At 60.4% G+C, this 25,152-nt stretch carries 22 protein-coding genes; 6 read left to right on the top strand and 16 right to left on the bottom strand.

The annotated features are described in order from the left end of the window. Positions 1–73 precede the first annotated feature (73 nt). The 7 genes from CIC07_RS01640 to CIC07_RS01610 form a co-directional block, all read right to left on the bottom strand. The gene (locus tag CIC07_RS01640; protein WP_076359067.1) at positions 74–2,098 is read right to left on the bottom strand and encodes an elongation factor G; all 2,025 of its coding nucleotides are present in this window, start codon (positions 2,096–2,098) and stop codon (positions 74–76) included. A 147-nt stretch (positions 2,099–2,245) separates the two neighbouring features. Continuing rightward, positions 2,246–3,184 carry a DUF8832 domain-containing protein gene (locus CIC07_RS01635; RefSeq protein WP_083688613.1) on the bottom strand — a complete coding sequence of 313 codons (939 nt, stop codon included), beginning with the start codon at positions 3,182–3,184 and terminating at the stop codon, positions 2,246–2,248. A 78-nt stretch (positions 3,185–3,262) separates the two neighbouring features. Continuing rightward, on the bottom strand, positions 3,263–5,644 hold the full coding sequence (locus tag CIC07_RS01630) for a heavy metal translocating P-type ATPase (protein ID WP_234993069.1): 2,382 nt from the start codon (positions 5,642–5,644) through the stop codon (positions 3,263–3,265). 204 nt (positions 5,645–5,848) lie between these two features. Then, positions 5,849–6,178, bottom strand: a complete 330-nt coding sequence (locus CIC07_RS01625) for a metal-sensitive transcriptional regulator (protein ID WP_021878103.1) — start codon at positions 6,176–6,178, stop codon at positions 5,849–5,851. Between the two features lie 171 nt (positions 6,179–6,349). Further along, positions 6,350–7,312 (bottom strand): 2,3-diaminopropionate biosynthesis protein SbnB, encoded by a 963-nt coding sequence (locus CIC07_RS01620; protein WP_076359069.1) that lies wholly within the window; start codon positions 7,310–7,312, stop codon positions 6,350–6,352. Between the two features lie 2 nt (positions 7,313–7,314). Further along, complete coding sequence (gene sbnA / locus CIC07_RS01615) at positions 7,315–8,295, bottom strand: 2,3-diaminopropionate biosynthesis protein SbnA (RefSeq protein ID WP_076359070.1); 981 nt, start codon at positions 8,293–8,295, stop codon at positions 7,315–7,317. Next, entirely contained in the window at positions 8,292–9,533 is a 1,242-nt protein-coding gene (locus tag CIC07_RS01610) for a phenylacetate--CoA ligase family protein (RefSeq protein WP_076359071.1), read from the bottom strand. The genes sbnA and CIC07_RS01610 overlap by 4 nt, the downstream gene beginning before the upstream one ends. A 381-nt stretch (positions 9,534–9,914) precedes the next feature. On the opposite strand from CIC07_RS01610, the gene CIC07_RS01605 reads away from it, so the two are divergent. Next, complete coding sequence (locus tag CIC07_RS01605; protein ID WP_234993061.1) at positions 9,915–10,679, top strand: YheC/YheD family protein; 765 nt, start codon at positions 9,915–9,917, stop codon at positions 10,677–10,679. A 105-nt stretch (positions 10,680–10,784) separates the two neighbouring features. On the opposite strand, the gene CIC07_RS01600 is transcribed toward CIC07_RS01605, so the two are convergent. From CIC07_RS01600 to CIC07_RS01590, 3 genes are all read right to left on the bottom strand, one after another. Next, positions 10,785–11,240 carry an SRPBCC family protein gene (locus CIC07_RS01600; RefSeq protein WP_076359072.1) on the bottom strand — a complete coding sequence of 152 codons (456 nt, stop codon included), beginning with the start codon at positions 11,238–11,240 and terminating at the stop codon, positions 10,785–10,787. Between the two features lie 225 nt (positions 11,241–11,465). Next, the gene (locus CIC07_RS01595) at positions 11,466–11,921 is read right to left on the bottom strand and encodes an SRPBCC family protein (protein WP_076359073.1); all 456 of its coding nucleotides are present in this window, start codon (positions 11,919–11,921) and stop codon (positions 11,466–11,468) included. A gap of 39 nt (positions 11,922–11,960) precedes the next feature. Continuing rightward, on the bottom strand, positions 11,961–13,598 hold the full coding sequence (locus CIC07_RS01590) for an FAD-binding protein (RefSeq protein WP_076359074.1): 1,638 nt from the start codon (positions 13,596–13,598) through the stop codon (positions 11,961–11,963). Positions 13,599–13,861: 263 nt separating this feature from the next. Between CIC07_RS01590 and CIC07_RS01585 the strand changes: the two genes are divergently transcribed. Further along, positions 13,862–14,485 carry a TetR/AcrR family transcriptional regulator gene (locus CIC07_RS01585; protein WP_076359075.1) on the top strand — a complete coding sequence of 208 codons (624 nt, stop codon included), beginning with the start codon at positions 13,862–13,864 and terminating at the stop codon, positions 14,483–14,485. 110 nt (positions 14,486–14,595) lie between these two features. Here CIC07_RS01585 and CIC07_RS01580 read toward each other — a convergent pair whose 3' ends face one another. From CIC07_RS01580 to CIC07_RS01570, 3 genes are read right to left on the bottom strand one after another with little or no spacing between them, the layout of a single operon-like run. Beyond that, positions 14,596–15,237 (bottom strand): restriction endonuclease, encoded by a 642-nt coding sequence (locus tag CIC07_RS01580; RefSeq protein ID WP_076359076.1) that lies wholly within the window; start codon positions 15,235–15,237, stop codon positions 14,596–14,598. A 16-nt stretch (positions 15,238–15,253) separates the two neighbouring features. Continuing rightward, positions 15,254–15,874 (bottom strand): glycerol-3-phosphate acyltransferase, encoded by a 621-nt coding sequence (locus tag CIC07_RS01575; RefSeq protein WP_234993062.1) that lies wholly within the window; start codon positions 15,872–15,874, stop codon positions 15,254–15,256. Next, positions 15,871–16,971, bottom strand: a complete 1,101-nt coding sequence (locus CIC07_RS01570) for a glycosyltransferase family 2 protein (RefSeq protein WP_076359077.1) — start codon at positions 16,969–16,971, stop codon at positions 15,871–15,873. Before CIC07_RS01570 ends, CIC07_RS01575 begins: the two co-directional genes overlap by 4 nt. 229 nt (positions 16,972–17,200) lie before the next feature. Here CIC07_RS01570 and CIC07_RS01565 point away from each other — a divergent pair, with 229 nt between their 5' ends. The 4 genes from CIC07_RS01565 (at position 17,201) to CIC07_RS01550 (ending at position 22,384) form a co-directional block, all read left to right on the top strand. Then, complete coding sequence (locus tag CIC07_RS01565; protein ID WP_076359078.1) at positions 17,201–18,997, top strand: sulfatase family protein; 1,797 nt, start codon at positions 17,201–17,203, stop codon at positions 18,995–18,997. Positions 18,998–19,117: 120 nt separating this feature from the next. Further along, positions 19,118–20,413, top strand: a complete 1,296-nt coding sequence (locus CIC07_RS01560) for an MFS transporter (protein WP_157741992.1) — start codon at positions 19,118–19,120, stop codon at positions 20,411–20,413. 533 nt (positions 20,414–20,946) lie between these two features. Further along, on the top strand, positions 20,947–21,585 hold the full coding sequence (locus CIC07_RS01555) for an SGNH/GDSL hydrolase family protein (protein WP_076359079.1): 639 nt from the start codon (positions 20,947–20,949) through the stop codon (positions 21,583–21,585). 169 nt (positions 21,586–21,754) lie between these two features. Continuing rightward, entirely contained in the window at positions 21,755–22,384 is a 630-nt protein-coding gene (locus tag CIC07_RS01550; RefSeq protein ID WP_076359080.1) for a YfbR-like 5'-deoxynucleotidase, read from the top strand. Between the two features lie 370 nt (positions 22,385–22,754). Here the strand turns inward: CIC07_RS01550 and CIC07_RS01545 are convergent, their stop codons facing one another. From CIC07_RS01545 to CIC07_RS01535, 3 genes are all read right to left on the bottom strand, one after another. Then, positions 22,755–22,979 (bottom strand): MerR family transcriptional regulator, encoded by a 225-nt coding sequence (locus tag CIC07_RS01545; protein ID WP_076359081.1) that lies wholly within the window; start codon positions 22,977–22,979, stop codon positions 22,755–22,757. Between the two features lie 294 nt (positions 22,980–23,273). Then, complete coding sequence (locus tag CIC07_RS01540; protein WP_076359082.1) at positions 23,274–24,161, bottom strand: carbohydrate ABC transporter permease; 888 nt, start codon at positions 24,159–24,161, stop codon at positions 23,274–23,276. A 17-nt stretch (positions 24,162–24,178) separates the two neighbouring features. After that, on the bottom strand, positions 24,179–25,069 hold the full coding sequence (locus tag CIC07_RS01535) for an ABC transporter permease (protein WP_076359083.1): 891 nt from the start codon (positions 25,067–25,069) through the stop codon (positions 24,179–24,181). Between the last annotated feature and the right edge of the window lie 83 nt (positions 25,070–25,152).

The following is a 25,152-nucleotide window of genomic DNA, read 5'->3' as shown; positions in this document are numbered from 1 at the left end:
GCAAAGCCGGGCGGCCGGGCCTTGCCGCCTGCCGAAACCGCCTTCTCCGGTCCGTGACCGCGGGCTGCTGCCGTCAGCCCTGCTGCGTCAGCGCATTGCGGACGGCGAGGATGTACCGGGACTGATCCAGCGGATTCGCGCCGCGGCGCTTGCGCTCCGCCTGAACGTCGGCCGGCGCCTCCCGGTATCCCGAAAAGGCGGCGGACAGCGTGCCGCGGCCTTTGGTCAGCGACCCGAGCCGGGCCGGGAAGTCCAGGGAGGTGGCGACCGGCAGCAAGCCTTCCAGCTCCATGCGCCCGCCGCTCAGCACAGGCGGCTCGAACTCCCCGCGCATCGCGATGAGCTCGTTCATCAGCTTGCCGCCGAACTCCTCCGGCACGGACAAGCGGAAGCTCAGCAGCGGCTCCAGCAGCCTGGTCCCGACATTCGCAAGGCCGTCCATGATTCCCATAGGGGTGGCGACCACGAAGTCCAGCGGATGCGTATGCCATACATGATGCTCCCCTTCCAGCAGCGTCACGCCGAGGTCGGTGACTTCCCAGCCGCGCAGCCCTTGCTGGAGCGCCTCGGGAACGCGCCGCTCGACCTCGTTCTGATAGCTGCCGAGCAGCCGCTCCGGCTTGGCCAGGGAACGATACTGCAAGCCGCTGCCGCGCGGGGCCGGCTCGATGCGGAACCGGAGTATCGCCCAGCAGGGCTTGGGCATCGTATAAGCGACGAAGCCTTCTCCGGCTGACGCCGGCGTCTCCTTGTAGATGACCGATGGCGGGTCGAAGGAGACATCGAGCCCGAACCGGCTTCTGGCGACGGAAGCCAGCACTTCGATCTGGATCGGACCCATGACCTTCAGATGCAGCTCCCGATCCTCCGGAATCCACTGGAGATCGAGCAGCGGGTCCTCGTCGGCCAGCTCCTGGAAAGCGGCCACCACCTTCGGATACTCGGCCTCGTTCTTCCAGCGCGCCTGCACCGTCAGCAGCGGCACGGCCATCCGCAGGCTCCCCGGAACTTCCGCGTCCGTGCCCAGAATATCCCCGATGCGCGCCCGGCTGAGGCCGTATACCGCCGCCACGTCGCCCGCCTCCAGAATGCCGGCGTCCTCGGACTTGCGCATGTCGACGATCCGGATCTGGGTAATCTTCTCCTGGATGTCCTGGGTCATGTTGTAGACGGAATCACGGTTGCGCAGCGTGCCGCCATAGAGACGCACGTAGGCGATCCGTCCCATCGCGGCATCCTTCTCCAGCTTGAACACGAGGCCGGATACCGCTCCGCCGCTGTCTCCGCCGGCCTCGGGCAGCCATCTGACGATGGCGTCCATAAGGGCCGCGATGCCGATGCCGCGGCTCGCCGCCCCGAACAGCACGGGGAACAGCTCTGCCCCGGCGGCGCCGGCTGCAAGCCGTTCGGCCAGTTCTCCGGCTTGCAGCCCGCCCTGCTCCAAATAGCGCTCCAGCAGGTCCTCGCGGCTCTCGGCGACCGTTTCCGTCAGCAGCTCCCAATACCGCCGCTGATCGTCGGACAAGTCGCCCGCTCCGCCTCCTGCAAGGCCGCCCGGCTCCGGCAGCAGCTCGGCGCTGCCGGTAAAATGCTCCTCCAGCCCATGCGGCGCCTGGACAGGGACCGCTCCGGCGGTCAGCAGCCTGCGGATGCCCGCAAGAGCCTCCAGCGGATTCGCTCCAATGCGATCCAGCTTGTTGATGAAGAATACGGTCGGAATCTTCAGGCTGCGCAGAGCCTGCCAGATAACCTCGGTCTGCGACTGCACGCCTTCCACCGCGGACACGACCAGCACGGCGCCGTCCATCACGCGCAGCGAGCGCTCCACCTCCGAGAGGAAATCGACATGGCCCGGAGTGTCGACGAGGTTGACCTGCACGCCCCGGTGGACGAACCGCGTCGACGCCGCGCGCACCGATATTCCCCGCTCCCGCTCCACGTCGAGCGAATCGGTCTGCGCGGTGCCCGCATCCACGCTTCCGAGGGCGCGGATCCGTCCGCTTTCGTATAAGATGTGTTCCGTTGTCGTCGTTTTGCCCGCGTCGACATGGGCGAAGATGCCGACGTTGCGGATCGGGGCTCGGGTGGAAGATGGCATAGGAAGCAAGGTCCCCCTGTCAGGCAGTATGTATCCGCCTATTATACATGATAATAGAGTCCGGATGGCCGAACGACCGCCCCTGCATGCAAAAAAGCCCGGAATTCCTCAAGTGGAATCCGGGCTCGGAGTCAAAAATCTCCGGCGTCAAGGAACCTTGATGACGAACGGCACGGTGAACACTTCGCCGCCGCGCTTGAACTGGCCCCATATTTTGTAGATCCCGCTTTTCGGGAACGTCGTCATGAACCGGGCTTCAGGCCCGGATGCCTTCTCGTCCATCGGATGCACATGCAGGTAGCTCTCCGCGTCGGCAGTCAGGATGACGACATGGCCGACCGCGCCCAGATAGGGCTGCAGGTCCGTGACCGGCTTTTCGGTCCGGGCGTCCGCAATCGTATACGTAAGCATGGCTTCCTTCCCGGCGGCCAGGCCTTCGATGGAGAGGGCGATCTCGTTGCCGTCGACGACCTGGGTCAGATCGCCGTCCGGCTCGATCGGCTTGGCCTTATCCGCCGCTCCGCCTATGGACACCCCCTGCATCCTGCTCATCGCGCTGCCGCCCGCCGGCACGAAGTCCGCGATCAGCTTGTACTCTCCGCCGGCCGGAAATTCCGTCGCGATCTCAAAGACGCCTCCGCCCTTGTACTCCGGATGGATATGGCTGAAGTAAGACAGATCCTTGCTCACGATGATCATATGCTGCTTCTGCTCATGGGCGGTGTCGAACTGCTCGACCGGCTTGCCGCCGCTTGTGATGGCGACCCGGATGAGCGTCTCCCGCCTCGCCTCCGGCTGGCCGCCGCCCGCCAGCGTCCACTCGGCCTTCACATCGGAGGCCTCGGCGGCCGCCCCTTCCCCTTCGCCGCCTTCATGGGCATGTCCGGCGGAAGCGTCGGACGAGCCATGAGCATTGTGCTCCTGCCCCATATTCATATTCATATTCATCGAGCCGTGGGCGTTCTGCTCGGGCTCCATATTCATCGAGCCATGGCCTCCCTCTTGGTGGACCGTCTTGGAGCCGCAAGCGGACAGAAAGGCGGCCGCGACGACCAGCATGGCTGCCAGCTTCAACCGTTTCATCATCGATTCAATCCTTTCTGCGAAAGTTCCATTCATCCGAATTGGCTGCGTCCTTGCATTCGTCCCGTCGCGCCGCCGGCTCTACACCTTCATCCGCTGCAGGCGAAGGGCGTTCAGCACGACCGAGACGGAGCTGAGCGCCATCGCCGCTCCGGCGATCCATGGAGCCAGCAGGCCAAGAGCGGCCACCGGGATGCCGAGCGTATTGTAGCCGAGCGCCCAGAACAGATTCTGGCGGATGTTGCCCATCGTCCGGCGGCTCATGGCGATCGCGTCGGCGATGCTGTTCAGATCGCCGCGCATGAGCGTGACGTCGGCGGCTTCCATCGCCACATCCGTTCCGGTGCCGATGGCCATTCCGATATCCGCCGCGGCAAGCGCGGGGGCGTCGTTGATGCCGTCTCCGACCATCGCGACCTTTTTGCCATCGGCCTGCAGCCTTTTCACTTCCTCGGCCTTGCCCTCCGGCAGCACCTCGGCCCGGACCTGGTCGATTCCCGCCTGCCTGGCGACGGCTAGGGCCGTGCGCTCGTTGTCGCCGGTCATCATGATGACCTCGATGCCCATCGCCTTCAGCCGCGCCACCGCCGCAGCCGACGTTTCCTTGATCGTATCCGCCGCCGCGACCAGGCCCGCATACCGCCCGTCCGCCGCGATCAGCATCGCCGTCTTGCCCTCTTCCTCCAGCCTCTCCATCGAGGCCATGGCCTCATCGGCGGAGATGCCGCGCCTCTCCATAAGCCTGCGCGTTCCGGCCAGAATCTCATGCCCTTCCACGACCGCCCGGATGCCGTAGCCCGGGATCGCCTCGAACTCGACGGCGGCCGGGATGGGAATTCCGCGCGCCTCGATCCCCGAGACGATCGCTTCCGCAAGCGGATGCTCCGAGCTCTTCTCCGCGGCTCCGACGAGACGGAGGAACTCCCGCTCCTCCATGTGGCCGGCGACGACGACATCCGTCAGCTCCGGCATGCCCTTCGTCACGGTGCCCGTCTTGTCGAGGATGACGGCGTCGATCTTATGGGTGGACTCCAAATGCTCGCCGCCCTTGAACAGGACGCCCAGCTCTGCGGCGCGGCCGGAGCCCGCCATGATGGACGTAGGCGTCGCCAGGCCGAGGGCGCAGGGGCAGGCGATGACGAGGATGGCGATAGCCTTCTCCAGCGCTTCGGCGAAATTGCCGGGTGTTGCCCAGACATACCATACCAGGAATGCCATGACGGCGATGCCGACGACAATCGGCACGAAAATGCCGGAAATGACGTCCGCAACCCGCTGGATCGGGGCTTTGGAGCCTTGCGCTTCCTCGACGACCTTGATGATCCGGGCCAGCGCCGTTTCTTTGCCGACCTTGGTCGCCCTGATCTTCAGCCGTCCGTTCTTGTTGATCGTCGCGCCGATGACGAGGTCTCCGGCCCTCTTCTCCACCGGAATGCTCTCTCCCGTCAGCATCGATTCGTCGATGGAGGAGCTGCCTTCCAGCACTTCGCCGTCGACCGGAACCTTCTCGCCCGGCTTCACGACGACGATGTCGCCAGCGAGCACTTCCTCGAACGCGACCGTCGTCTCGGCTCCGTCCCGGATGACCAGCGCCGTCTTGGCTTGCAGCCCCATCAGCGTCTTGATCGCTTCGGAAGTGCGGCCCTTGGCCAGCGACTCGAACAGCTTGCCGAGAAGGACGAGCGTGATGAGCACGGCGCTTGTCTCGTAATACATCTGCGGACCATGATGAGCCATGCCGCCCATCCGCGCCCATTCGACGGTCAAATAAACGCTGTAGAAGTAAGCCGCCGAAGTGCCGAGGGACACCAGAACGTCCATATTGGCGCTCCGGTTGCGAAGGGCTTTGAAGGCCCCCGCGTAAAACTGCCTGCCGATGTAGAATTGGACCGGCGTCGCCAGCGCAAGCTGGAACCACGGATTCATGAACAGCTCCGGCATCGGGATCCAGGACAGGAAGGAGAAGTGTGCCGCCATCGACCACAGCAGCGGGAGCGAGAGAATCGCCGACAGGAGCAGCTTGCGCTTCTGGCGGGCGACGGCTTGCTGCCGGAGCTGAGATGGATCGGCGACCTCCTGCCTCGGGATGGCCTCATAGCCCAGCTTGGCTACTCTCGCTTGGAGGTCCGCGACCGATACGGCCGCCGGATTGTATTCCACCCTTGCGCTCTCGAGAGCGAAGTTCACGGCCGCCCCGGTCACGCCCGGCGTTTTGTTCAGCGTCTTCTCGATGCGCACGGCGCAGGCCGCGCAGTACATGCCGACGAGCTGGAGATCCGCTGTCTGCATGGCGGTATCGTATCCGAGCTTGCGGATCGTCTGCTGCAGCTGCGGCACGGTCACCTGATCGGGATCGTAGGTCACCGTCGCTCTTTCCAGAGCGAAGTTCACGTTCGCTTCCGCGACGCCCTCCAGCCTGTTCAGGCCTTTCTCGATCCGGTTCGCGCAAGCCGCGCAGGTCATGCCGGTCAGCTGCAGCGACGTTTGCTCCTTAGCCTGTTTGGATGCTTCCACTTGCGGACACCTCGCTTAGTTCCTTTATTGCCATCATTCAGCGGCCTTATTCTTACGCTTACTATACCCCTCTACCCTATATTCAGTCAATCAAAACTTATACCCCCCACCCCTATATTGAAGGCCATAGAAAAGGATTCTCTCGAATCCCGGTTATTTCATCAATTTGTTGATGGTGACCAGAAGCTCGTCGATGACCTCGCTCTCGCCGTCCTGGATGCGCTCGATGACGCAGCTCTTCATATGATGCTCCAGAAGCAGCCTGCCCACGCCATTCAGGGCGGACTGGACCGAAGAGATCTGATTGAGGACATCGTCGCAATAGACATCCTTCTCGATCAAGCCCTTGAGACCGCGGACCTGGCCCTCGATCCGGTTGAGGCGGCTGATGAGATTGCTTTTGGTTTTCTCGGAGTGATGGCTTTTGCGTCCGTCCGCCTCGCATGATTCATGCTTGTTCGTATCCTGCTGGAGCTCATCCATGGCATCACGCCCTTTTTGATTTCCAGTTTACCATAGCCCCCCCACCTATACCAGCACCCCGATTTTGAAATGGATCCGCGAAGCCCTGGCTGCTCTTCTAGGGCCGATGCTCGCCGTTGCCGGCCTGTTCCCCTGCCGTACGGCCCCACCGCCAACGGCCATCCCCAGCCTTCACGGCAATTCGATGCCCAGTCCCAGCTTCATTGCTTCCCTGTAATAATGCCCGGCGATCGCGATATCGAATATGCCCAGGCCCATCGGGTTGAAAAATACGGTCTCTCCCGGAAATTCGGCCAAGGCGTCCCGGCAGACGAGATCCGCAAGCGTCCGGACATCCTCTTCCTGGAGTCCGTGCCGGAGATGAAGCCGCTCGATGTCCGTGTTCTCGCGGCATACCTCCCGCCAGTCGTCCACGAAGACGGCGCGGATGCCGGCGACGCCCTCCGGCCTGAAATCCCGCAGCGATACGTTCAGCAGCAGCGAGCCCGGAGCAGGCGGCTCGTCGATGTACCGCTCCGCCGATACCGTGCATGTGGCGATCACGTTGGACCGGCGGCAAAGCTCCCGCCAATCCGCCGCGACCGCTGTCATTCCGCGCGCATTATCCGGCACGGTCTGCATATCGATGTCCCGCAGATCGTACAGCATGACTTCCTTCAGGCGGCTCCCGAGCAAGGCGGCGCACATGTCGAGATGCAGGCGGCCGATCGGGCCCCAGCCGATGATGCCGAGCCGGATGTCCCGATCCGGCCTCGAGCCGGCATAAGCCCGGAGCATGATGCCGCTCACTGCGGCCGCGCGCAGGCCGTTGAGCAGATTGCACCGGAGGAAGGCGAGCGGCAGGCCGTTCTCCGAATCGTTCAGAACGATCGCATTATGCGCCCGCGGCTGGCCGTTCTTGATGTTGCCGGGAAATCCGGCGATCCATTTGATGCCTGCCAGCGGATGAGGTCCGCCCAGATAGGCCGGCGTCGCGATGATCCGGTTGCCCGGTTCGGGAAACCGGAGATAAGTCTTGAGCGGAGCGGCGTATTCCCCGTGATCCATCGCCCGCACGGCATCCTCCGCGATGCCGGTCAGCTTCTCCCAATCCACCCCGGCTTCGCGGATGTGGCTGTCATTGAGATAGAGCATGCCTAATCCCCCCTGTTCCAGGCATCCGGATCGATGCCGAGCTCCCGCCTCACCCACTCGTCGTCATATACCGAGCTCATATACCGTTCGCCTCTGTCCGGCAGGATGGCCGCGCATATGGAGCCGGCCGGAATGCTGCGGGCGAGGCGCCGCACCGCCGCCACGACGCCCCCGGAGGACGCTCCCGCCAAAATCGCCTCCGCCCGGACCAGCTCCCGGCAGCCCCCGACGCAGTCGGCATCCGTTACCTTGACGACGATATCCGCCAGCTCGCCGCCGTGCAGCTCCGGCACGACAGCCGCTCCGAGGCCGGGGAGCTTGCGCGGCCCTCCCGTGCCCCCGAACAGGATGCTGCCCTCCGCGTCTACCGCGACGACCTTCGTCGTCCAGCCTCTGCTGCGGATATGATCGGCGCAGCCGCGGATCGTTCCGCAGGAGCTGACCCCGCAAAACAGATAGTCGACCTTCCCGAGCGCGTCCCCGATCTCCTTCATCGTCGTCTCCTGATGCGAACGGGCGTTGTCGGGATTTCCGTACTGGTTCGTCCAGTAGGCTTCCGGAAGCTGCGCGAGCAGTTCCTTGACCCTGGCGATCCGCGCCGGCAGGAATTCCCCCGTCGCTGCATCGGGACGCGCGACCAGCTCGATCTCTCCCCCGAAGCTCCGGATGATCTCCTTGTGCGCGTCGGTCGTCCGAGGATCGACGACGCAGATGAAGCGTATGCCCAAGTAACGGCACAGCTGGGCCAGGCTGATCGCCAGATTGCCTGAGCTCGATTCGATGACCGTGCTCCTCTCGGTCACGTCGCCGCGCCGGATGGCTTCCCGGAGCATATGGAGAGCCGGACGGTCCTTGGAGCTGCCGCCGGGGTTCATGCCCTCCAGCTTGCCGAATACTGCGAACGGCTCGCCCCGGAACAGCCGGTCCAGCCGGACGAGCGGCGTTGATCCGATGATGTCCGCAATGCCTCCATCCAGCTTCATCCGGATTCTCCTTGCCCATAATGGATTTTTTTGTTCTTGACCGAGCCCTGCTCTCCGGCGTCGTCCAAGGACTCCCGGACGACCTGAATTCCGCCCAGGATGCCGCTGCGGATCATCGTCCCGATGTCGGGATTGCGCTCCTCCAGCTCCTGCCGGATAAGCTCAAGCGCGGCATCGCTTCCCTGACCGCTGTCGACCGCGATCCGCAGCGAGTTCCCTTGGACCTGGACGCGGACGCTGGCGCTGCCGAGATGCCGGCAGACCGTATCCTCGATGTCGTAGATGCTGATCTTCTCTCCATGCTTGAGATCCGGTCCGATCCGCTTCACGAGGCTGTGGAAGCTCTGCCGGGGCACGCCCTCCACGTCGATCGTCCTGAGATCGCGCACGACGTCATACGTCACATAGCGAAGCGCAGGAAAGGCGTCGCGGATGGACGAGGTCAGCACGAGCACCTGCTCCCCGTCGGATAGCGGCGGGAGTCCCTCGCCAAGCTCTTCGGCGCTTACCCCTTCGGCGATGATTCCATCCGCCAGGAGATAACGGCCGCACCGATGCGAATACGAGGCGATCGTGCCGATCTCGATCGATCCGTACGTATCCGTGATTCTGTCTTCGCCGATTCCAAGCCGCTGCGCGGCCTGGCTCCGCCATCCCGGCGACGCCGTCTCGCCGACAAGGACGACATGGCGGATGCCGAGCGCCGCCGGCTCGCCGGCCGCAGCCAGCAGCCGATCCAGGATGGAGGGCATCGTATACAGCACCTCCGGCCGCAGCCGCTCCAGCGACTCGATCTGCTGCCGGATCGGCAGCCGGAAGGACAGGGACTCCGCCGTCATGCCCAGCTGCCGGAACACCTCGGCCGCCGTCGCTTCCGCATGGCCGGTCCCCATGTCCGATACGGCCGTCTTGTACCCGTACGGCTCCAGAATGTCCCGGAAGACGTCCAGCTTCACCCGCAGATAGCCGGCTTCGTCCTGCTCCGAGTAATAGATCGTCTTGCGGCGGCCCGAGCTCGTTCCCGACGTCCGGTAGCGGCGAAGCTCCGGCTGCAAGGCCAGAGGATTGCCGTCTGTGTAATAAAACCGCTCGAGAACGGACGACGTCACAAGCGGAAGCTCCGCCCCGTCCGATATTCCTGCCCGCCTCCCTGAGCCGGAGACGATAAGTCCGTCTAGCCAGGGAAAACGCCGCCTCATCCTTTCGGCGATTTCCCGCCTGCCGCCCGAAGTGTCCATATGCATATCCTCCCGCCTCATCCATGTGCCCACATTGCCGCTATATCGTATGCCCATTCCTCCGCTGGGGTGATTCGGCTTGCGGGCTGCCTTCAAGTGCCGGGTTATGGCCGACAGTCCGGGTTAACCGGCTGTCCGGGTTTGCCGCTCATCGGGGCCGCCGCTCATCGGGGCCGCCGCTCGCTGGCCGCAAAGAGGCAGATGCCCATACCCGGCTGACGGCGCCTACATAGAATAGAAGAATAGAGCCTCTGCCTGAGGGGGAAAGCCGGAATGAAGACAGCCAGAAACCGCGATGCAACACAAATCAGCAGCAAAGCCAAACGGAAGAGCAGGAGATCCGCTCCGGGGAGCAAGCGAAACAGGAGCGGCGTTCAAGCCGTGTCCAGCAAAATGGCCAAAACCGTCCTCCTGCTGCGCAGCGCCGAGCTGAGGAAGCATATTCCGGCTACCCGCCGGCTGAGCCGCGCCACGCTCGCCTCGATGCTGGGCCGCTACGGGATGGTCTATGTGAAACCCGATACCGGCTCGATGGGAATCGGGGTCATGCGCGTAGAGAAAAGCGGCGAAGGCTGCCGTTACCAAAGCGGCCAGAGCATCTTCGCCTTCAAGTCCGTATCCTCCTTGTTCCCGTCGCTGAGGCGGCAAGCCGGTTCCAGACGTTATCTCGTTCAGAAGGGCATCCGCATGCTCAAGCATGACGGACGGCCGTTCGACTTCCGCATCATGATCCAGCGGAATCCTGCCGGCCGCTGGCAATGCACCGGCACGGCCGCCCGCGTCGCCAGCCCGGGCAAAATCGTCTCCAACGGCAGCCAGGGCGGAACGATCTACACGCCGCAGGCTGTGCTTCATCCCGCTGCCGGCAAGTCCGGCACGATCCGGCTGCTGCGGCGGATGAACCGGCTGGCGCTGCTGACGGCGGCCGAATTCGGCCGCGCCTACCCGGCCATGAACGAGCTCGGCCTCGACATCGCTGTCGACCGCAAGCTGAAGCCGTGGATTCTCGAGGTCAACACGCGGCCGGATCCATGCCCGTTCACCAAGCTGGACGATCAGACAGCCATCCGCCGCATCGTCCGTTATGCCTCCGCTTACGGCCGCCGCTACAGCCTCGTCTGCGGCAAAGCCAAAAAAGCGCCCTGAAAGGGCGCCGGAGGATCCTGCGGTTGTCTATGAACAGATGAATAGAGCGCCGATTGGACTCTTGAGACGTGCAAGTAACGAAGCGTGAACGTGGCGCAGCGTTTTTCAGGACGGGATAGGCGGAGATTCCACAAGCTTGGCGGCGACAGCCTGCGTCAGCTCCTCGACGGTCTGGGGCACAAACGTCTTCATGACTCCGTTCATCATGAACCCCATCGCTCCCTTGCCGGAGATGTCCAGATGGCCCGTCAGCCGGGTAAGCCCGTCGCCAAGCGCCGAGGCTTCGAAATATCCTTCGCCGCCGACGCTGTCGGAGACGCCGTCGATCTGAAAGGACAGCCTGGACGGCTCGGTCCGGCCGGTGATGTCGATCTTCAGCTTGATGATTTTTTTCGTGAAGCCGAGATCGCCCTTGAACGTCCAGAGCGCTTCGCTGCCGCTGAGCAGCTCATGCTCGATATAACCGGGCATCAGCGGCATCCACTTGTCCATATCGCTGGCAAAGCTCCATGCGTCTTGAATGGATACCGGCACTTCAACTGAATGCGACGCGTCTGGCAAGGCTATCACTCTTCCTTCTCGTTGGATTAGTAAGCGCTCTCAAATAGGAAAAACAGCTTCCTCCCGGCGGGAGTTGTCCGGTCTCAAAGTTCAGACGCTCGGGTCCATCATAGCAAATTTCCCTATTGATGCCTATCTCAGCCGGTTCATGATCAGGAAATCAAACGGGCTGTCCTTAGCCGCTTTCGCGACGAACGGAACAGCCCCTATGGTTCGTTGGATCCCTTACGCCCGGACGTTGTTGAGTTCCGCAATCCTGACCGCGATCGCGGATGTCAGCTCTTGGGCCGTCTTCGGCACGAAGCTCTTCATGATGCTGTTGATCATCGGCCCCATGGCTCCCTTGGCCGTAATATCCAGATATCCGGTCATCCGGGTGCCGGCGGCGCCTTGCTCCTCCGCCTCGAAGTAGCCGTTGCCGGAGAAATTATCGGACAAGCCGGTGAGGTCGAAGGTGACCTTGGTCGGCTCGATCCATTCCTTGATGTCGATCCTCAGCTTGACGGTCTTCTTCATGAAGCCGAGATCGCCCTTGAACGACCAGGTGGACTGGCGGTCGTTCAGAATCTCATGACCGATATAGCCGGGCACGAGCGGAGCCCACTTGTCCATGTCGCTGACGAATGTCCAGATCACGTCGATGGAGACGGGAATGATTACCTGATGAGTACCGTTTGGCATATGAGATTCCTCTGCTTTCTGAATAAATAGTGCGGCGCTCTAGATGTTCCTTGGTTGGGAATTGCCGACGGCGATGCCGGCCAGGTAGCCGAAGGTCATAGCCGGGCCGATCGTGCCCCCGGCGCTGAGATAGGCTTGTCCCATGACGCCCATGGCCGCATTGCCGGCAGCGTACAAGCCCGGGATCGGCTTGCCTCGCAGGCTGATGACCTGGCCGTCCGCGTTGATTTTTGGACCGCCGTTCGTGCCGAGCGATCCGGCATAGATCGGCAGCGCGTAGAACGGAGCCTTCTCGATCGGGCCGAGATTGGCCTCGGGCGTGCCGCCGCCGGCGCCGAAGTTTTCGAAGAAGGTCGTTCCGCGGTGGAAGTCGGGATCTACTCCCTGCTTCGCGTTCTCGTTGTAGCGGCTGACCGTAGCCTCCAGAGCCTCCGCGTCCACGCCGATCTGCTCCGCCAGCTCGCGGATGCTGCCCGCCTGGTTCACCCACTCCGGGGTGTCCTCGCCCGGCATCATCGTGATGATCATCGTGCTGTCCTTGAGCTGCTGGTCGAAGATCATCCACACAGGGGCTTCATTCGGCCATTCGAGAGCGACCGGATCATACTCGTAGAACGACTTCGGCATGTCGTTGTAGGCCGTTCCCTCATGGACAAACCGCTTGCCGCGGCGGTTGACGATGATGCTGTTCGGGCCGAACCGGCCGCCTCCCAGCTGATTCATCACGCGGTCCTCGTATTCGAAGGTAGGATCTTGCATGGCCGGGTACCACCAGGCCTCGCTCATGTTGCCGAGAGCGGCTCCAGCCTCCATCGCCATGACAAGGCCGTCTCCATCGTTGCCTGCCGGAGAGAGCGGATGCGTGATGTCGCCTTTCAGGAACGTCTTGACGAGCTCCTTGTTCCATTCGAAGCCTCCCGATGCGATCACGACGCCTTTGCGCGTTCCGATCAAGCAAGGCTTGCCCTCCCGCTCTGCAACGATGCCGATGACCTCGCCCGCATCGTCCAGCACCAGCTCCTTGCCCGGCGTCTCCAGCCAGGTTTCGATGCCGCGGTCCAGGACGCCCTTGAACATCGAAGCGATCAGGGAGCGGCCCATCGTCACGATGTTGTTTTCCATCCGTTCGGCGATTTTGCCGAAGTCGACGCCTCCGATGGCTCCGCCTTCCTCCAGCGTAAGCGGCGGGAAGATCGGATTCTGGCGGATCAGCGCGCCCCACTCGCCGATCTCGTTCAGATCGAATGGAAGCGGATCGAGCGAACGTCCGCTCTTGGCTCCGGGCAGATGCCCGTAATAGGAAGGATAGGACATCGGAACCGCGAATCGCAGCGGTGTGTTCTCGTGCATGTAGTCGATCATTTTGCAGCCGTTGTCCACATACACCTCGAGCAGATCCGCATCCGGCTCCTTGCCTCCGGTCAGGCGGCGGATATACGTCAGCGCGTCCTCGCGGGTATCGCCGGCGCCTGCCTCCATCATGTAGCGGTTGAGCGGAATCCATGGGATGCCGCCGGAAAAAGCGGTCGTGCCTCCAATCTGATGCGTTTTCTCGAGAATGAGCACCTCGGCGCCTTGATCGGCAGCCGCAAGCGCGGCCGTTAGCGCCGCTCCCCCCGTTCCCATGACGACAACATCGACCTCGTGATCCCACTGAGCTGGTTTCTTCGCTGGCATGGCTCATCTCTCTCCGTTCAATTGGATAATGGGCGACAGGTCCGAAAGGGCAGGAGGCATCGCCAAAAAAAAGTAAGCGCTGTCATAAAGAAAGGAGAGCGAGCTTTCCGCATGCCGTCCTCCCTTCGGACAAAAATGATAGCATAACTATCATTTCCGGAATCATCGTAGCATATCCCGCCTTCCTTGACAACGTTGTCGCAAAAATGGCGGAGCGCTATAATACGAGAATAAAAGGACGACGGGAGCGGCAGACCGAAAACATGAACCCAGAAACGAGGCAGCGGCGCCTCCAAGCCGTCATCGATGCAGCGGAGCAAGTGTTTACGAGAAAAGGAATCGACAAGTCCACCATGCAGGATGTCGCCACCGAGGCGTGTATAGGCGTTGCAACCGTATTCCGTTTTTTTCCGAAAAAAGAGAAGCTCGTTGTCGCAGTCGCCACCAAAATGCTGGAGGAGGTGCTGCAAGAGTTCATTGCCGTTGCGGCCATGCAGGAGACAAGCCTGCGCAAGCTCGAAATCCTCTTCGACAGCTCCATCAAGCTGCTGGAGCGCAAGGACAGCTCCAGCGTCAAGCTGCTGGAGAACTTCGAGAGCTACGCGGCCCAGTTCACTGAGCCGCTGGACGATATCGGCGTGTTCAACGCCGTCTACCGGCAGATCTCCGGTGTGTTCGCCATCATCGTCGAGCAGGGCAAGCAGGATGGATCGATGCGCACAGACTTGCCGATTCCCGAAACCTTGAGTACGGTCATGAACACTTTCGCTCTGCTCGCCCGCAAGCTTTCCCTGCAGAAGAACATCCTGGTCGTCGAGCAGGACCTGGATCCCGCCGAGCAGCTTCAGATCCTGAAGCATATTTTCCTGGGTTATTTGAAGCCCTAACAAAGCTGGCCCCGCAGTCGCAAGACTGCGGGGCCAGCTTTGTTGGCCAATAATGGAGAATACAAAATGGTTGCCTCGAAGCTTCCAGGCTGAGATTTAGTACAAGACCATTACCGGAGACTCTTCTTCCATTTCGTCAGCTTGTCCTGCAAGATCAATCCGTTGATCAGTTTGATATTTAGCCTTTCGGCCGCTTCCTTTGCCGCTCTCGTAAAGTTGCTGGTCGTTACGATCCAGGCATCATAGCATCCATGAACCTGCTTCCCCGCTTTGAGCCGCAGGACGATGTCGTTCCCGACGTCGCGCTTCCACCGTTTGCACTGCACCGCGATTTTGTATCCTTCCTTGCCTTTCAGAATCAAATCAACCTCATGATCGCCGGATCCTCCCACTCTTTGGACCGTGTAGCCCTGAGCTGTATAGTAGAGTTCCATAAGCCGTTCGAAATCAGTCCCCGAAAGACTCTCCATGTCCGCCCGAATAAGCTCATGATCGGAAAGCTTCTTGGAGGAGACGTCGGCTCTGGGGCTGCTGACCGCGTCCTTCCGATGGGTCCGCTTCGCTGAACGGCGCTTGGATGTCCACACGGTCCCGATAATTTCTGCGAAGAGTACGGAAGCAAGGACGATTCCAAAGAAGAAACCCCAATGAAGACCGGGAATGCTGAAATACAGCATCAGTCCTCCAAGCACGAAAATCCCTCTCAACAAGTTGGCAAGCTGACGCCCTTCCGCCCGATAAGTTCTAGCCATATATCCTCATTTCCGATTATTTCTGCGCCCTCTCGAATCGTCTTAAATACCGCCGCAGCTCCTTCCGATGCGCATAGGCCAGCAGCAGGAAATTCACGCCCGAGAACACGACCAGCTCCGCGGAGTAGCGGCAGAGAAGCAAAAAAAGCAAAAGCAGAAGCATCCCCGCCACCACCTGAAAGCCGTCCGAGGAAGACGAGGATGGCTTGCCTTTGCCGATCCGCCGGAAACCGGCCAGCAGCAAAGCCAGAATGACGGCATAAGCAAGCGAAGCCTGAAAGCCCGTCAGCGCGCTCCACACCCCGAACGTGACCGCGATCGCCTTGCCTCCCCGCCAGCCGGCAAAGGGCGAAAACATATGGCCGAGCACGGCGGCCGCCGCCGGATAAACAAGGCCGTAGCCGGTCAGGCCTCCCCAACGAAGCAGAGCGAATACCGGCAGGTAACCTTTGAGGAAATCCAGCGCGATTCCCGCCAGTCCGTATCCATATCCGGCCGCTCTCCACAAGTTCAATGCGCCCGGGTTTCCGTCTCCCTTTTCCTTCAGGTCATGCTTCGCCAGCAATCCGAGCCAATAGGAGAACATCAGCGAGCCGGAGAGGAATGAGCCCGCCGTCCATATCAGCAGCCGCATCATCGCTCGCCGCGCCTCCTTACCGCAACCTGCCGGCCCTTCCAGGCTACGCTTCCGAAGAACGCCACCTGGTACACCGAGTACAGCATGACAAAGACGAAAAAGACCGTGCTCAGCATATGAACCGCCGGCATCCACACGCCGAACCTTCCCGTGCAGCGGAGGAAAGCGAACAGCTGCGCCGTGTACATCACATACCCGATCGCCAAGGGCAGCGCCAGAGACGTTCCGAGCAGAAATGGAGCCGCCTCCGATGCCAGCAGGCCGATGAGCCAGAGCGCGACAAGCAGCGTCGTCCAAGGGCTCAGCTTGCTCGTGCCGAGAATCGCTCCTTTGGCGAAGCCCTGCAGCTGGCTGCGGATGCCGTCCGGATACATGCGGAACGATACGGCTCCCTTGCCGATGTAATTCGTGACCGGGATGCCGGCCTGAACGAACTTCGCGCCCAGCCTCAGATCGTCCATCACCTCGGAACGCACGCCCTCATGGCCTTTCGCCCGTTCGTATTCCTCCCGCTTGACCAGAATGCACGAGCCATAAAAGCCCTTGTCCGGGTTGCCCCTTTCCATGGGAGAAGTAAACGCGAACAGGCCCAGCAGATTGGGAATCAGCGCCAGCCTCTCGTAGGTTTTGCCCGTCTCATGGTAAGGCACGACCGATACGGCCCCTCCTTCCCGCTCCCTGGCGGCCAGCAGGTCTTCCAGCGCATGGGGGGAGAGCCGGACATCCGCATCGAGAAAGGCGATATGGTCGCCCTCGCAATGCCGGTATCCGTTCCATACCGCCCAGTTCTTGCCCGTCCAGCCGGGCGGCAAAGGCTCGTTGACAACGACCTTCGCTCCGAAGCTCTCCGCAATGGCCCGCGTCCCGTCCTCCGACCCGTCGTCCACGACGATGACCTCGAAGGGGAGGCAGCTCTGATGCCGGAGAGATTGGAGCAGATGCGGCAGATTGGTTTCTTCGTTCCGGGCCGGAATGATGACCGAGAGCTTCCCCTCGAAAAGGAAAGAGCGAGCCGCGCCCGGAACCCTGTTCCTGCGGAACAATACAAAGCCGGCCGCCCATGCAGCCGCAAGCGCGGCGATGATCGCGATTCCCATTCCCTTCCTCCCCCGATCCGATGTACAAGTACCCATGGAACATGTATATGGCGGATGGAGGAGAAATAAGACCGCGCCGAACGGCGGCTGAAGCCGGTTGTACAGGATGCGGTTGGAGGAAGCGGCCTAACCCGGGTTTCCGCCCTGCGCACAGAATGCCGGCCCGCGACTGTTTCCCGGCCTTCCGGCATAGTCTGAATGACAAAACCCAACCTAGGATGTGGATGCGATGAAAGAAGCTCCCTTGCCTTCCCGTTCCACCGACAGACCCAATTTCCTCGTCCTTCTCGTCGACGAGGAGCGGTACCCTCCGATTTATGAAAAAGAGGAAATCAAAGCCTGGCGCAAGCAAAATCTCGTGGTCCAGGAGTCTTTGAAGGCCAACGGGCTGGAATTCCACCGGCATTATATCGGAAGCACGGCATGCTGTCCCAGCCGCGCCACCTTGTTTACCGGCCATTATCCGTCCCTCCACGGAGTCAGCCAGACGGACGGCATCGCGAAGAGCGCGTTCGACTCCGATATGTATTGGCTGAACAGCAATACGGTGCCTACGATGGGCAATTACTTCCGCGAAGCCGGCTACCAGACCTATTACAAGGGAAAGTGGCATATTTCAAACGCCGACATCACCATTCCCGGCACCCATAAAAGCCTCCCCAGCTATGATCCGTCGACAGGAGTGCCGGATCCGGAGCAGGAGCAGCTGTACGCCGATGCCCGCCGCTTGGAGAGCTACGGCTTCTCCAGCTGGATCGGGCCGGAGCCGCACGGGAAGAATCCCCGGAATTCCGCTTCTTCCGCCGCATTCGGGTTGAGCGGCCGCGACGAGGTATACGGTACGGAGGCCGCCGAGCTCATCGAAGCGCTCGACCGCTGCAAGGACGGCAAGGAGGAGATGGAGCCCTGGCTGATCGTCGCCTCCTTCGTGAATCCCCATGATATCGTCTTGTATGGCGCTCTAGCCGCGCAGCTGCCTGACTTCAGCTTCAAGGTGGAGCCGATGCCGCCGGTCGCCCCTCCTCCGACCCTGAACGAGTCTCTGGCCGCCAAGCCGCGCTGTCAGGCCAGCTATCGGGATATCTACCCTCGAGCCTTGCAGCCCATCATCGACAATCCCTTCTATCGACAGCTGTATTACCAGCTCCAAAAAAACGCCGACCTCCAGATGGCCAAAGTGATGGACGCCCTCGTCCGTTCATCGTTCGATGACAATACCATCGTCATTTTCACGTCCGATCATGGGGATCTGCTCGGCGCGCACGGCAACCTCCATCAGAAATTCTACTGCGCCTATGAAGAGATGCTTCACGTTCCCTTGGTCATTCATCATAAACGGCTCATTCCCGAGCATCGGGATATCCATGCCCTGACCAGCCATGTCGATCTCCTGCCGACGATGCTGGGACTCGCGAATGCGGATATGGCCGCGATCCGGCAGCGGCTGCAGACGAGATTCAGCGAGGCGCGGCCGCTCGTCGGACGCGACCTCGCTCCCTTGATCCGTGGGCAGGATGAAGGCGCGGCAGGGGATGAGCCGATCTATTTCATGACTGATGACGATGCGACCCGAGGCCAGCATCAAGTCAATCCGCTCGGAGTGCCCTATCCGTCCGTTGTCCAGCCCAACCATATCGAGACCGTGCTCGCGGCAGTGCAAGGACAGAACGCCAAGGAAATATGGAAGCTCTCCCGGTATTTCGACAACACTCAATTCTGGAGCGAGCCCGGGATACAGGACGAAACGATGCAGCCCGTCGGTGACAGGGCTTGCGGCGGAACGTATTCCGCATGGGTCAAGCAGATCAAAACCAAGCCGGTCCCGGACGAATTCGAGCTGTACAACTTGACCAGCGATCCGCTGGAAACATGCAATCTAGCCCATCCTCCGCATGCCTGCCAGGAGACGCCAAGCATCATGCGGGGGATGATGCAGGTGCTGGAGCAGCAGTCGAAACGGAAGCGGCTCTATCCGGCTCAGCCTCCCTCCCTTTCCGGCGCTTCCGGAGCGGCCGAGCGGCCTTAGAAGGGTCCGAACGGGAACGTTTCCAAAAAGAGGATCTATTTCCTCACCACTAAAGGATAAAGCCGCTCGCGAGCGAATAGCTTTCCAGATAGGCATGGATCGAAAAGGACGGTGCAGCCCGTGAAAAATCCGGATTCCTCCTCTGCCCGGCCGAAGGGAACGGATTCGGCCGCTTCCGTTGCCGCAACGGCATCCGTCTCTGACAAGGCCGGATGGAAGGGCAAAAGCCGCTGGTCCGTCATCGCCGCGTATTCCTTGCTGGCTGCAGCCACTCAGCTCCTGTGGGTGACCTATACGCCGATCACGACAGCTTCGGCCGCAGCCTGGGGCGTCTCCGTCGACGCCGTAGGCTGGCTGGCCCAGGTATTCCCTCTTCTCTATATTGTCCTGGCCCTGCCGTTCGGCTATTGGGCGGATCGGCGCTTCAAGCACTCGCTTGCTGCCGGGGCTTTGGCCACGGCGGCCGGCGCCCTGCTCCGGCTGGTTCCCGGCTACAGCTGGGCGCTGGCCGGCCAGATCGTCGTATCGATCGGCCAGCCGCTCGTCCTGAATGCTGTCAACAAGCTGGCCGGGCTGTACGCGGAGCCGTCCAAAAGGTCCGCCGCAATCGCAGCCGGCACGGCCAGCCTCTTCGTCGGCATCCTGGTCTCGACCGTGAGCGCCCCCTGGCTGCTGGAGTGGGGAGGCCTCTCCTCCGTGCATCGGGTCCAGGCGGCCATCGCGGTCGCCGCGGGAGGAGCCATGCTCTGGGCGCTCCGGATTCCTGCGCTCTACAGCGAGACGGCCGTGCCCGCCAGCGCCTTCGCCGCAGTCCGCTCCGTCTGGTCGCAGCCATGGGTTCGGCTCTACGGCCTCATTCTTTTTGCCGGATTCGGCATGTTCGTCACCATCACGACCTGGCTGGAGGTTCTGTCCCTTCCGGTCGGCATCGGCTCCAAGGAGGTCGGCATCGGCATCGGCGCGATGACGCTGGCCGGCATCCTGGGTGCCGCTCTCCTTCCGGGATGGGCCTCTTCCGGCAGCAGGGCGCGGCTGACGCTGCTGGCGTCCCTGCTCATGAGCGCGGCGGCGCTTGCCGCGCTCGCCTGGGGTCCTCCGCTGTGGCTGTTCATCGTCTTGTTCGCGGCGGCCGGCTTCCTGCTGCTGGCCAGCCTGCCCGTCATCCTCTCCTCCGCGGAGAGCCGCGCTCCGCTGAACGAAGCCGGCACCATCGCCGGCCTGCTGCTCCTGTTCGGCAATCTCGGCGGCGTTGTGCTGACCGTCGCCGCGCAGCTGCTGCTGGGCCGCCGGCTGGCTGCGATCGGACTGCTGATCGCCGTTGTCCTGCTGGCGCTGCCGGTGGCCTGGCGGTTTCCCCGCGGTGCTGACGGCGCTCAGGCGGCTTCTCCCGATGCTTCCTCGTCCGGTGGATCCTGACCTCGGTTGCCAAAAAGAAAAGCCCCTGCTGCCAAAGGCAGCGGGGACTTTTACTTGAGAGGACGGCTCGGCCGACAGCCGGGTCTTCCGTCACCCATCATGCACACCGGCGACAGAACCGATCTGCCGGACACAGAGCGAGCCGGAGCCGGATCTTGCCGGCGCTCTTGCTGGCGATGGCCCGCATCAGGAATTTGGCCGCGATGCCTCTATAGACATGGGCGCGAATCCGACTCCTACCATCCCCAGCACCTTGAGCCGGTACCCTTTTGGAATGGAACGCGATTTTACTTCCAACTGCTTCACAAGCTCTGCAAACGGTTCCTTAGACAACTTCGACGGCCCCCCGCGGCAATGAATGGATTTTTTTTATCCTCAGCTAGATTCCATGGAGCCTCCGGAACAATTCGGCCGCAATGTCCAAGCAACCTATGCGGCAACAAAATATCCTATCCTATGGACGCACAGATTTATTCGAGCCGCATAGCCGTTTGGCAAGCATACGAATATGAACAGGTAAGGTGATGGAAACTATGCTGTATACCGCTCTCGGCGACTCCATTACATTCGGGGAAAACGCCTCTTCATTCGCGAGGTCCTATCCTCGACTGGCCGTCGCATCCTTGAGCTCGCGCACCCGCAAGGTCGTCGGGAATGTCGTTGCCAGGCCCGGCTGGACCAGCGAGGATTTATGGCGTGCCGTGAAAGGCAATCCGGGCATCAGCCGCTCCGGCATCGTCTCGGTATGGATCGGAGGGGTCGATATGGCGGATGCCGCCTTGGCTTCGGTCGCGACCCGCAATCCGCCCGCCATTCAACAAGCTCTCTCCAACTATCGGCAAAATTTGAGCCAGATTCTAGGCCATCTGGAAAAAACAAGCCGCGCTCGCATCATCTGCTTCACGCAGTACAATCCTTTCCCGAACAGCTCGATCGCGGTTGCCGGAATCCGCGCGCTCAATCAGACGACAATGGAAGTCGCCCGCCGCCACCGCGTCTCGATCGCGCCCGCGCATAAGTGGTTTGAAGGCCGGCAAGCAAGCTTGATCTACGGCTACCGGGAAGGCAAGGTCGAAGACGCCTTGAGCGGTTTCATGCCGATCCACCCCAATGATCGAGGACATCAAGTCATCGCTTCGGGATTGATTCCTTATCTCGATTCCGGCAAGTAGGCTCGCAGATACCTGCACAACGGCAACGAACACCGCCCCTGCCGGACGGTGTTTTCGTTGGTTTATCCATTTATTTCCTGATTTCATTTATCGTCCATTAACAATTCGGCCATAAACTGATTGTACAGCCTCTCACTCCTACTCGCACGAAAGAAAGGACCGCCATCCCATGGGAATTCATGCGTATTTTCAATCGTTGAACGATCTCGAACGCATCATCCGCTGTCCCGGCAAGTTCAAGTTCGAAGAGCACAGCGTGTCGGCGCATTCCTGGAAAGTCGTCCAATACGCCAAAACGCTGGCAGATATCGAGGAAAGCAACGGCGTCGCCATCGACTGGAAGAAGCTGTACGAAATTACGAGCAGCCATGATTACGGCGAGATCTTCATCGGCGACATCAAAACGCCCGTCAAGCATCACTCCATGGAGCTGCGCGGCATGCTGCAGCAGGTGGAGGAAGGCATGATCGCCCTGTTCATCGAAGAGAATATTCCCGAGGAATTGAAGCCTATATTCCGCAGGCAGCTGCGCGAAGGCAAGGACGATTCCGTCGAAGGGCTCATTCTCGAGGTGGCCGACAAGCTCGATCAGGTGTACGAAGCGCTCACGGAGCTGCAGAGAGGCAACCGGGAAAAGGAATTCGTCACGATGTACCGGGAAGCGCTCGTCAAGATCAAGAAAATCAAGCTTCATTGCGTGGACTACTTCCTGGAGAACATCCTGCCCGACATCGTGAAGGAAAGCTCGGATTGTCCCTTCGATATCCGGAAGATCACGAAGGAGGCATTGGAGCTCTAAGGCTGGTTCCGCATGGCGGAGATTTATTTGCACCAGCCGTCCCCTCGACGCATCGCCCCCTTCTTTTACATAGTCCGCCTTTATTCCCTTATTTCATTCACATCCCCGAAGCCCCCTCTTTCCTTCCTCTCTGAGAGGAGATCCCCCTTTTCTCTCCACCCTCTAAAAAACAGCCTTGGTTGGAAAACAGAAAAAAGACACCCTTCCCAGGTGTCTGACTCAAATGAATGGAGGCAGAGGAGCAAATTCCGGCCTCCTTCTAAAGCAGCGGAACAACCATCCGTGGCGCCGCCACGCCATTCTGATGGGTCCGGATAAAGGCTCCCAATATAAAAAAAAACACCACATTGGTGTTAGTTGGAGCCTGTTCCTATCTCTTTACGAGCTCATCCACTTCGCTTTTCAACAACAGGTATCTATGGACACTTCTCATGATGGGCACTTTGGTCAGCCTGTTCTTATCCGCATAGGCTTTCATTTGATCCTTGGAAAGACCCAATAAATGACCTGCTTCCGTAACCGTCAGCACAATTTCATTGCTTGTGGCGTTGAAGGTTTTTTTGACCTTCAAATTCCAGTCTTCGAATGCATTCATTTCAGCGCATCCTTCCCTATTCAGAGCCAAGCAGCTTGATTGGCTTCACTATGCTCATTATAACAGAAGTTCGGGCTTTCTCCTAAACCATTCGCCGGCCCTCCTCTATCCCAGCCATCCACATCGGATTGGGAGGACGCTCCATAGATCATTCGGCTGCGGTTCCACAACCCGGCTCTCCCTTGACGCAAAGGGATTCAAAAGCGAACATCCACAGCCTCAAGGCTGTGGATGTCCACCATGGAGACGAGCCGCGATGATGTTAATCCCATGGCCTCCTCCCTGCAAGACTCCTTATTCCTTCACAGCACCCAGCATGATGCCGGATACGAAGTACCTTTGCAGGAACGGATATACGATCAGCATCGGCACCATAGCGATAAATACCTTGGCCGAATTCAGCGTCCGGTTGGACAGCTCGGACAGCTTCTTGTATTGCTCGGGGGTCAGATTGGTGCCGACCGGAATGTTGACGACAAGCTGCTGGATATACGTTTGGAGCGGGTATTTATCGGAAGTGTTCATCAGCACCAAGCCGTTGAAGAACTCATTCCAGTGATAGACGCTCAGGAACAGCGCCACTGCGGCCAGCACAGGGATGGAGCATGGGATATACACCCGGAAGAGGATCGACCACGGACCGGCGCCGTCGACTACGGCCGCCTCGCTCAGCTCCTTCGGCAGATTGCGGAAGAAGTTCATGATCAGGATCACGTCGAACACCGGCACGCCTCCGCCCAGCACCAGCGCCCAGATCGTATTGATCAAGTGATAGTTCTGAATCGTCAGATACCATGGGATCAGCCCCCCGTTGAACAGCATGCAGAAGACCAGAATCCACATGAACGTATTGCGCATCTTGAAATCCTTCTTCGGCCTGGCCAGCGGGTAGGCCATCAGTACGGTCATCAGCAAGGAGAACGACGTGCCGAGCACGGTGCGCTGGATGGAAATCCAGAACGCGTTGAAGAACAATCTGTCGTTGATGATCTCCTTATACGGCGTCAAGGAGAACCCGATCGGATAAATCGTAACCAAGCCTGCATTCGCGGCGGACTTGTCGGAGATCGATACACAGAAGGTATACCACAGCGGGTATATGCAGCTGATGAGCAGGAGGCCGAGAATGACGATATTCGCCATGTCGAACGTCCGCGAGCCTAACGTTGTATTTCGGACCACTGCAGCGCCCTCCTCCCTCAGAATACCGTGTAGTCGGCATAGCGATACGCCAGGCGATAGGAGATGAAAATCAGCACGAAGCTGATGACCGACTTGAACAATCCAGCCGCCGTCGCCAGCGAGTACTGAAGATTTTGCAGGCCCAGCCTGTACACCCATGTATCCAGAATATCTCCGGTCGAATACACGAGCGGATTATAAAGGTTGTACACTTGATCGAATCCGGCGTTCAGCACGTTGCCGAGACTCAAGACGCCCAGCAGCACGACCGTGGTCGTCAGCGCAGGCAGCGTGACATGCCGGATCAACTGCCAGCGGTTGGCGCCGTCAATGGCTGCGGCCTCATACAGATTGAGGTTGATGCCTGTCAGCGCCGCGAGATAGATAATGGAGTTGTAGCCGAATTCCTTCCACACGTCGGTGCCGATGAGCAGCTGCCGGAAGATGCCGGAATCGGCCATGAACAGCTTCGGATCGAAGCCGAACATCCCGGCGACCGTATTCACGACGCCATAATAGCCGAATATCCCGATCACAATCGTCGACAGGATGACCCACGACAGGAAATGCGGCAGGTAAACGACGGTCTGGACCAGCTTTTTGTAGCGCAGGCTGCGGATTTCGTTCAACAGGATGGCAAAGATAAGCGGAATAAGCAGATTGAGCACGATTTTGCCGACGGCGATAATAAAGGTATTGACGATAACCGTCTTGCTGTCGTTGAGCTGAAACATATACTTGAAGTTTTCCAGTCCGACCCACTGAGATTGGAGCAGCCCCGCTCCCGGATTATAGTTCTGGAATGCCATCAGAATTCCGAACATAGGCACAATGCTGAACATCACGAGCCAGACCATACCCGGCAGCAGCATCAGATAATAGTGTTTCTGATGGCCTAATTTCCTCATCATGGCCAACCTCCCGTCTCCCTAACAGGATCATGAAGCTTGCGGTTGCGCCGGAATGCCCGACGCCAACCGCAAGCTTCCGC

The organism is Paenibacillus sp. RUD330 (assembly GCF_002243345.2).
In the GTDB taxonomy this organism is placed as follows: Bacteria; Bacillota; Bacilli; order Paenibacillales; family Paenibacillaceae; genus Paenibacillus_O.
The sequence above is the reverse complement of the archived record's forward strand: the minus strand, read 5'-3'. Positions and strand labels throughout refer to the sequence as shown.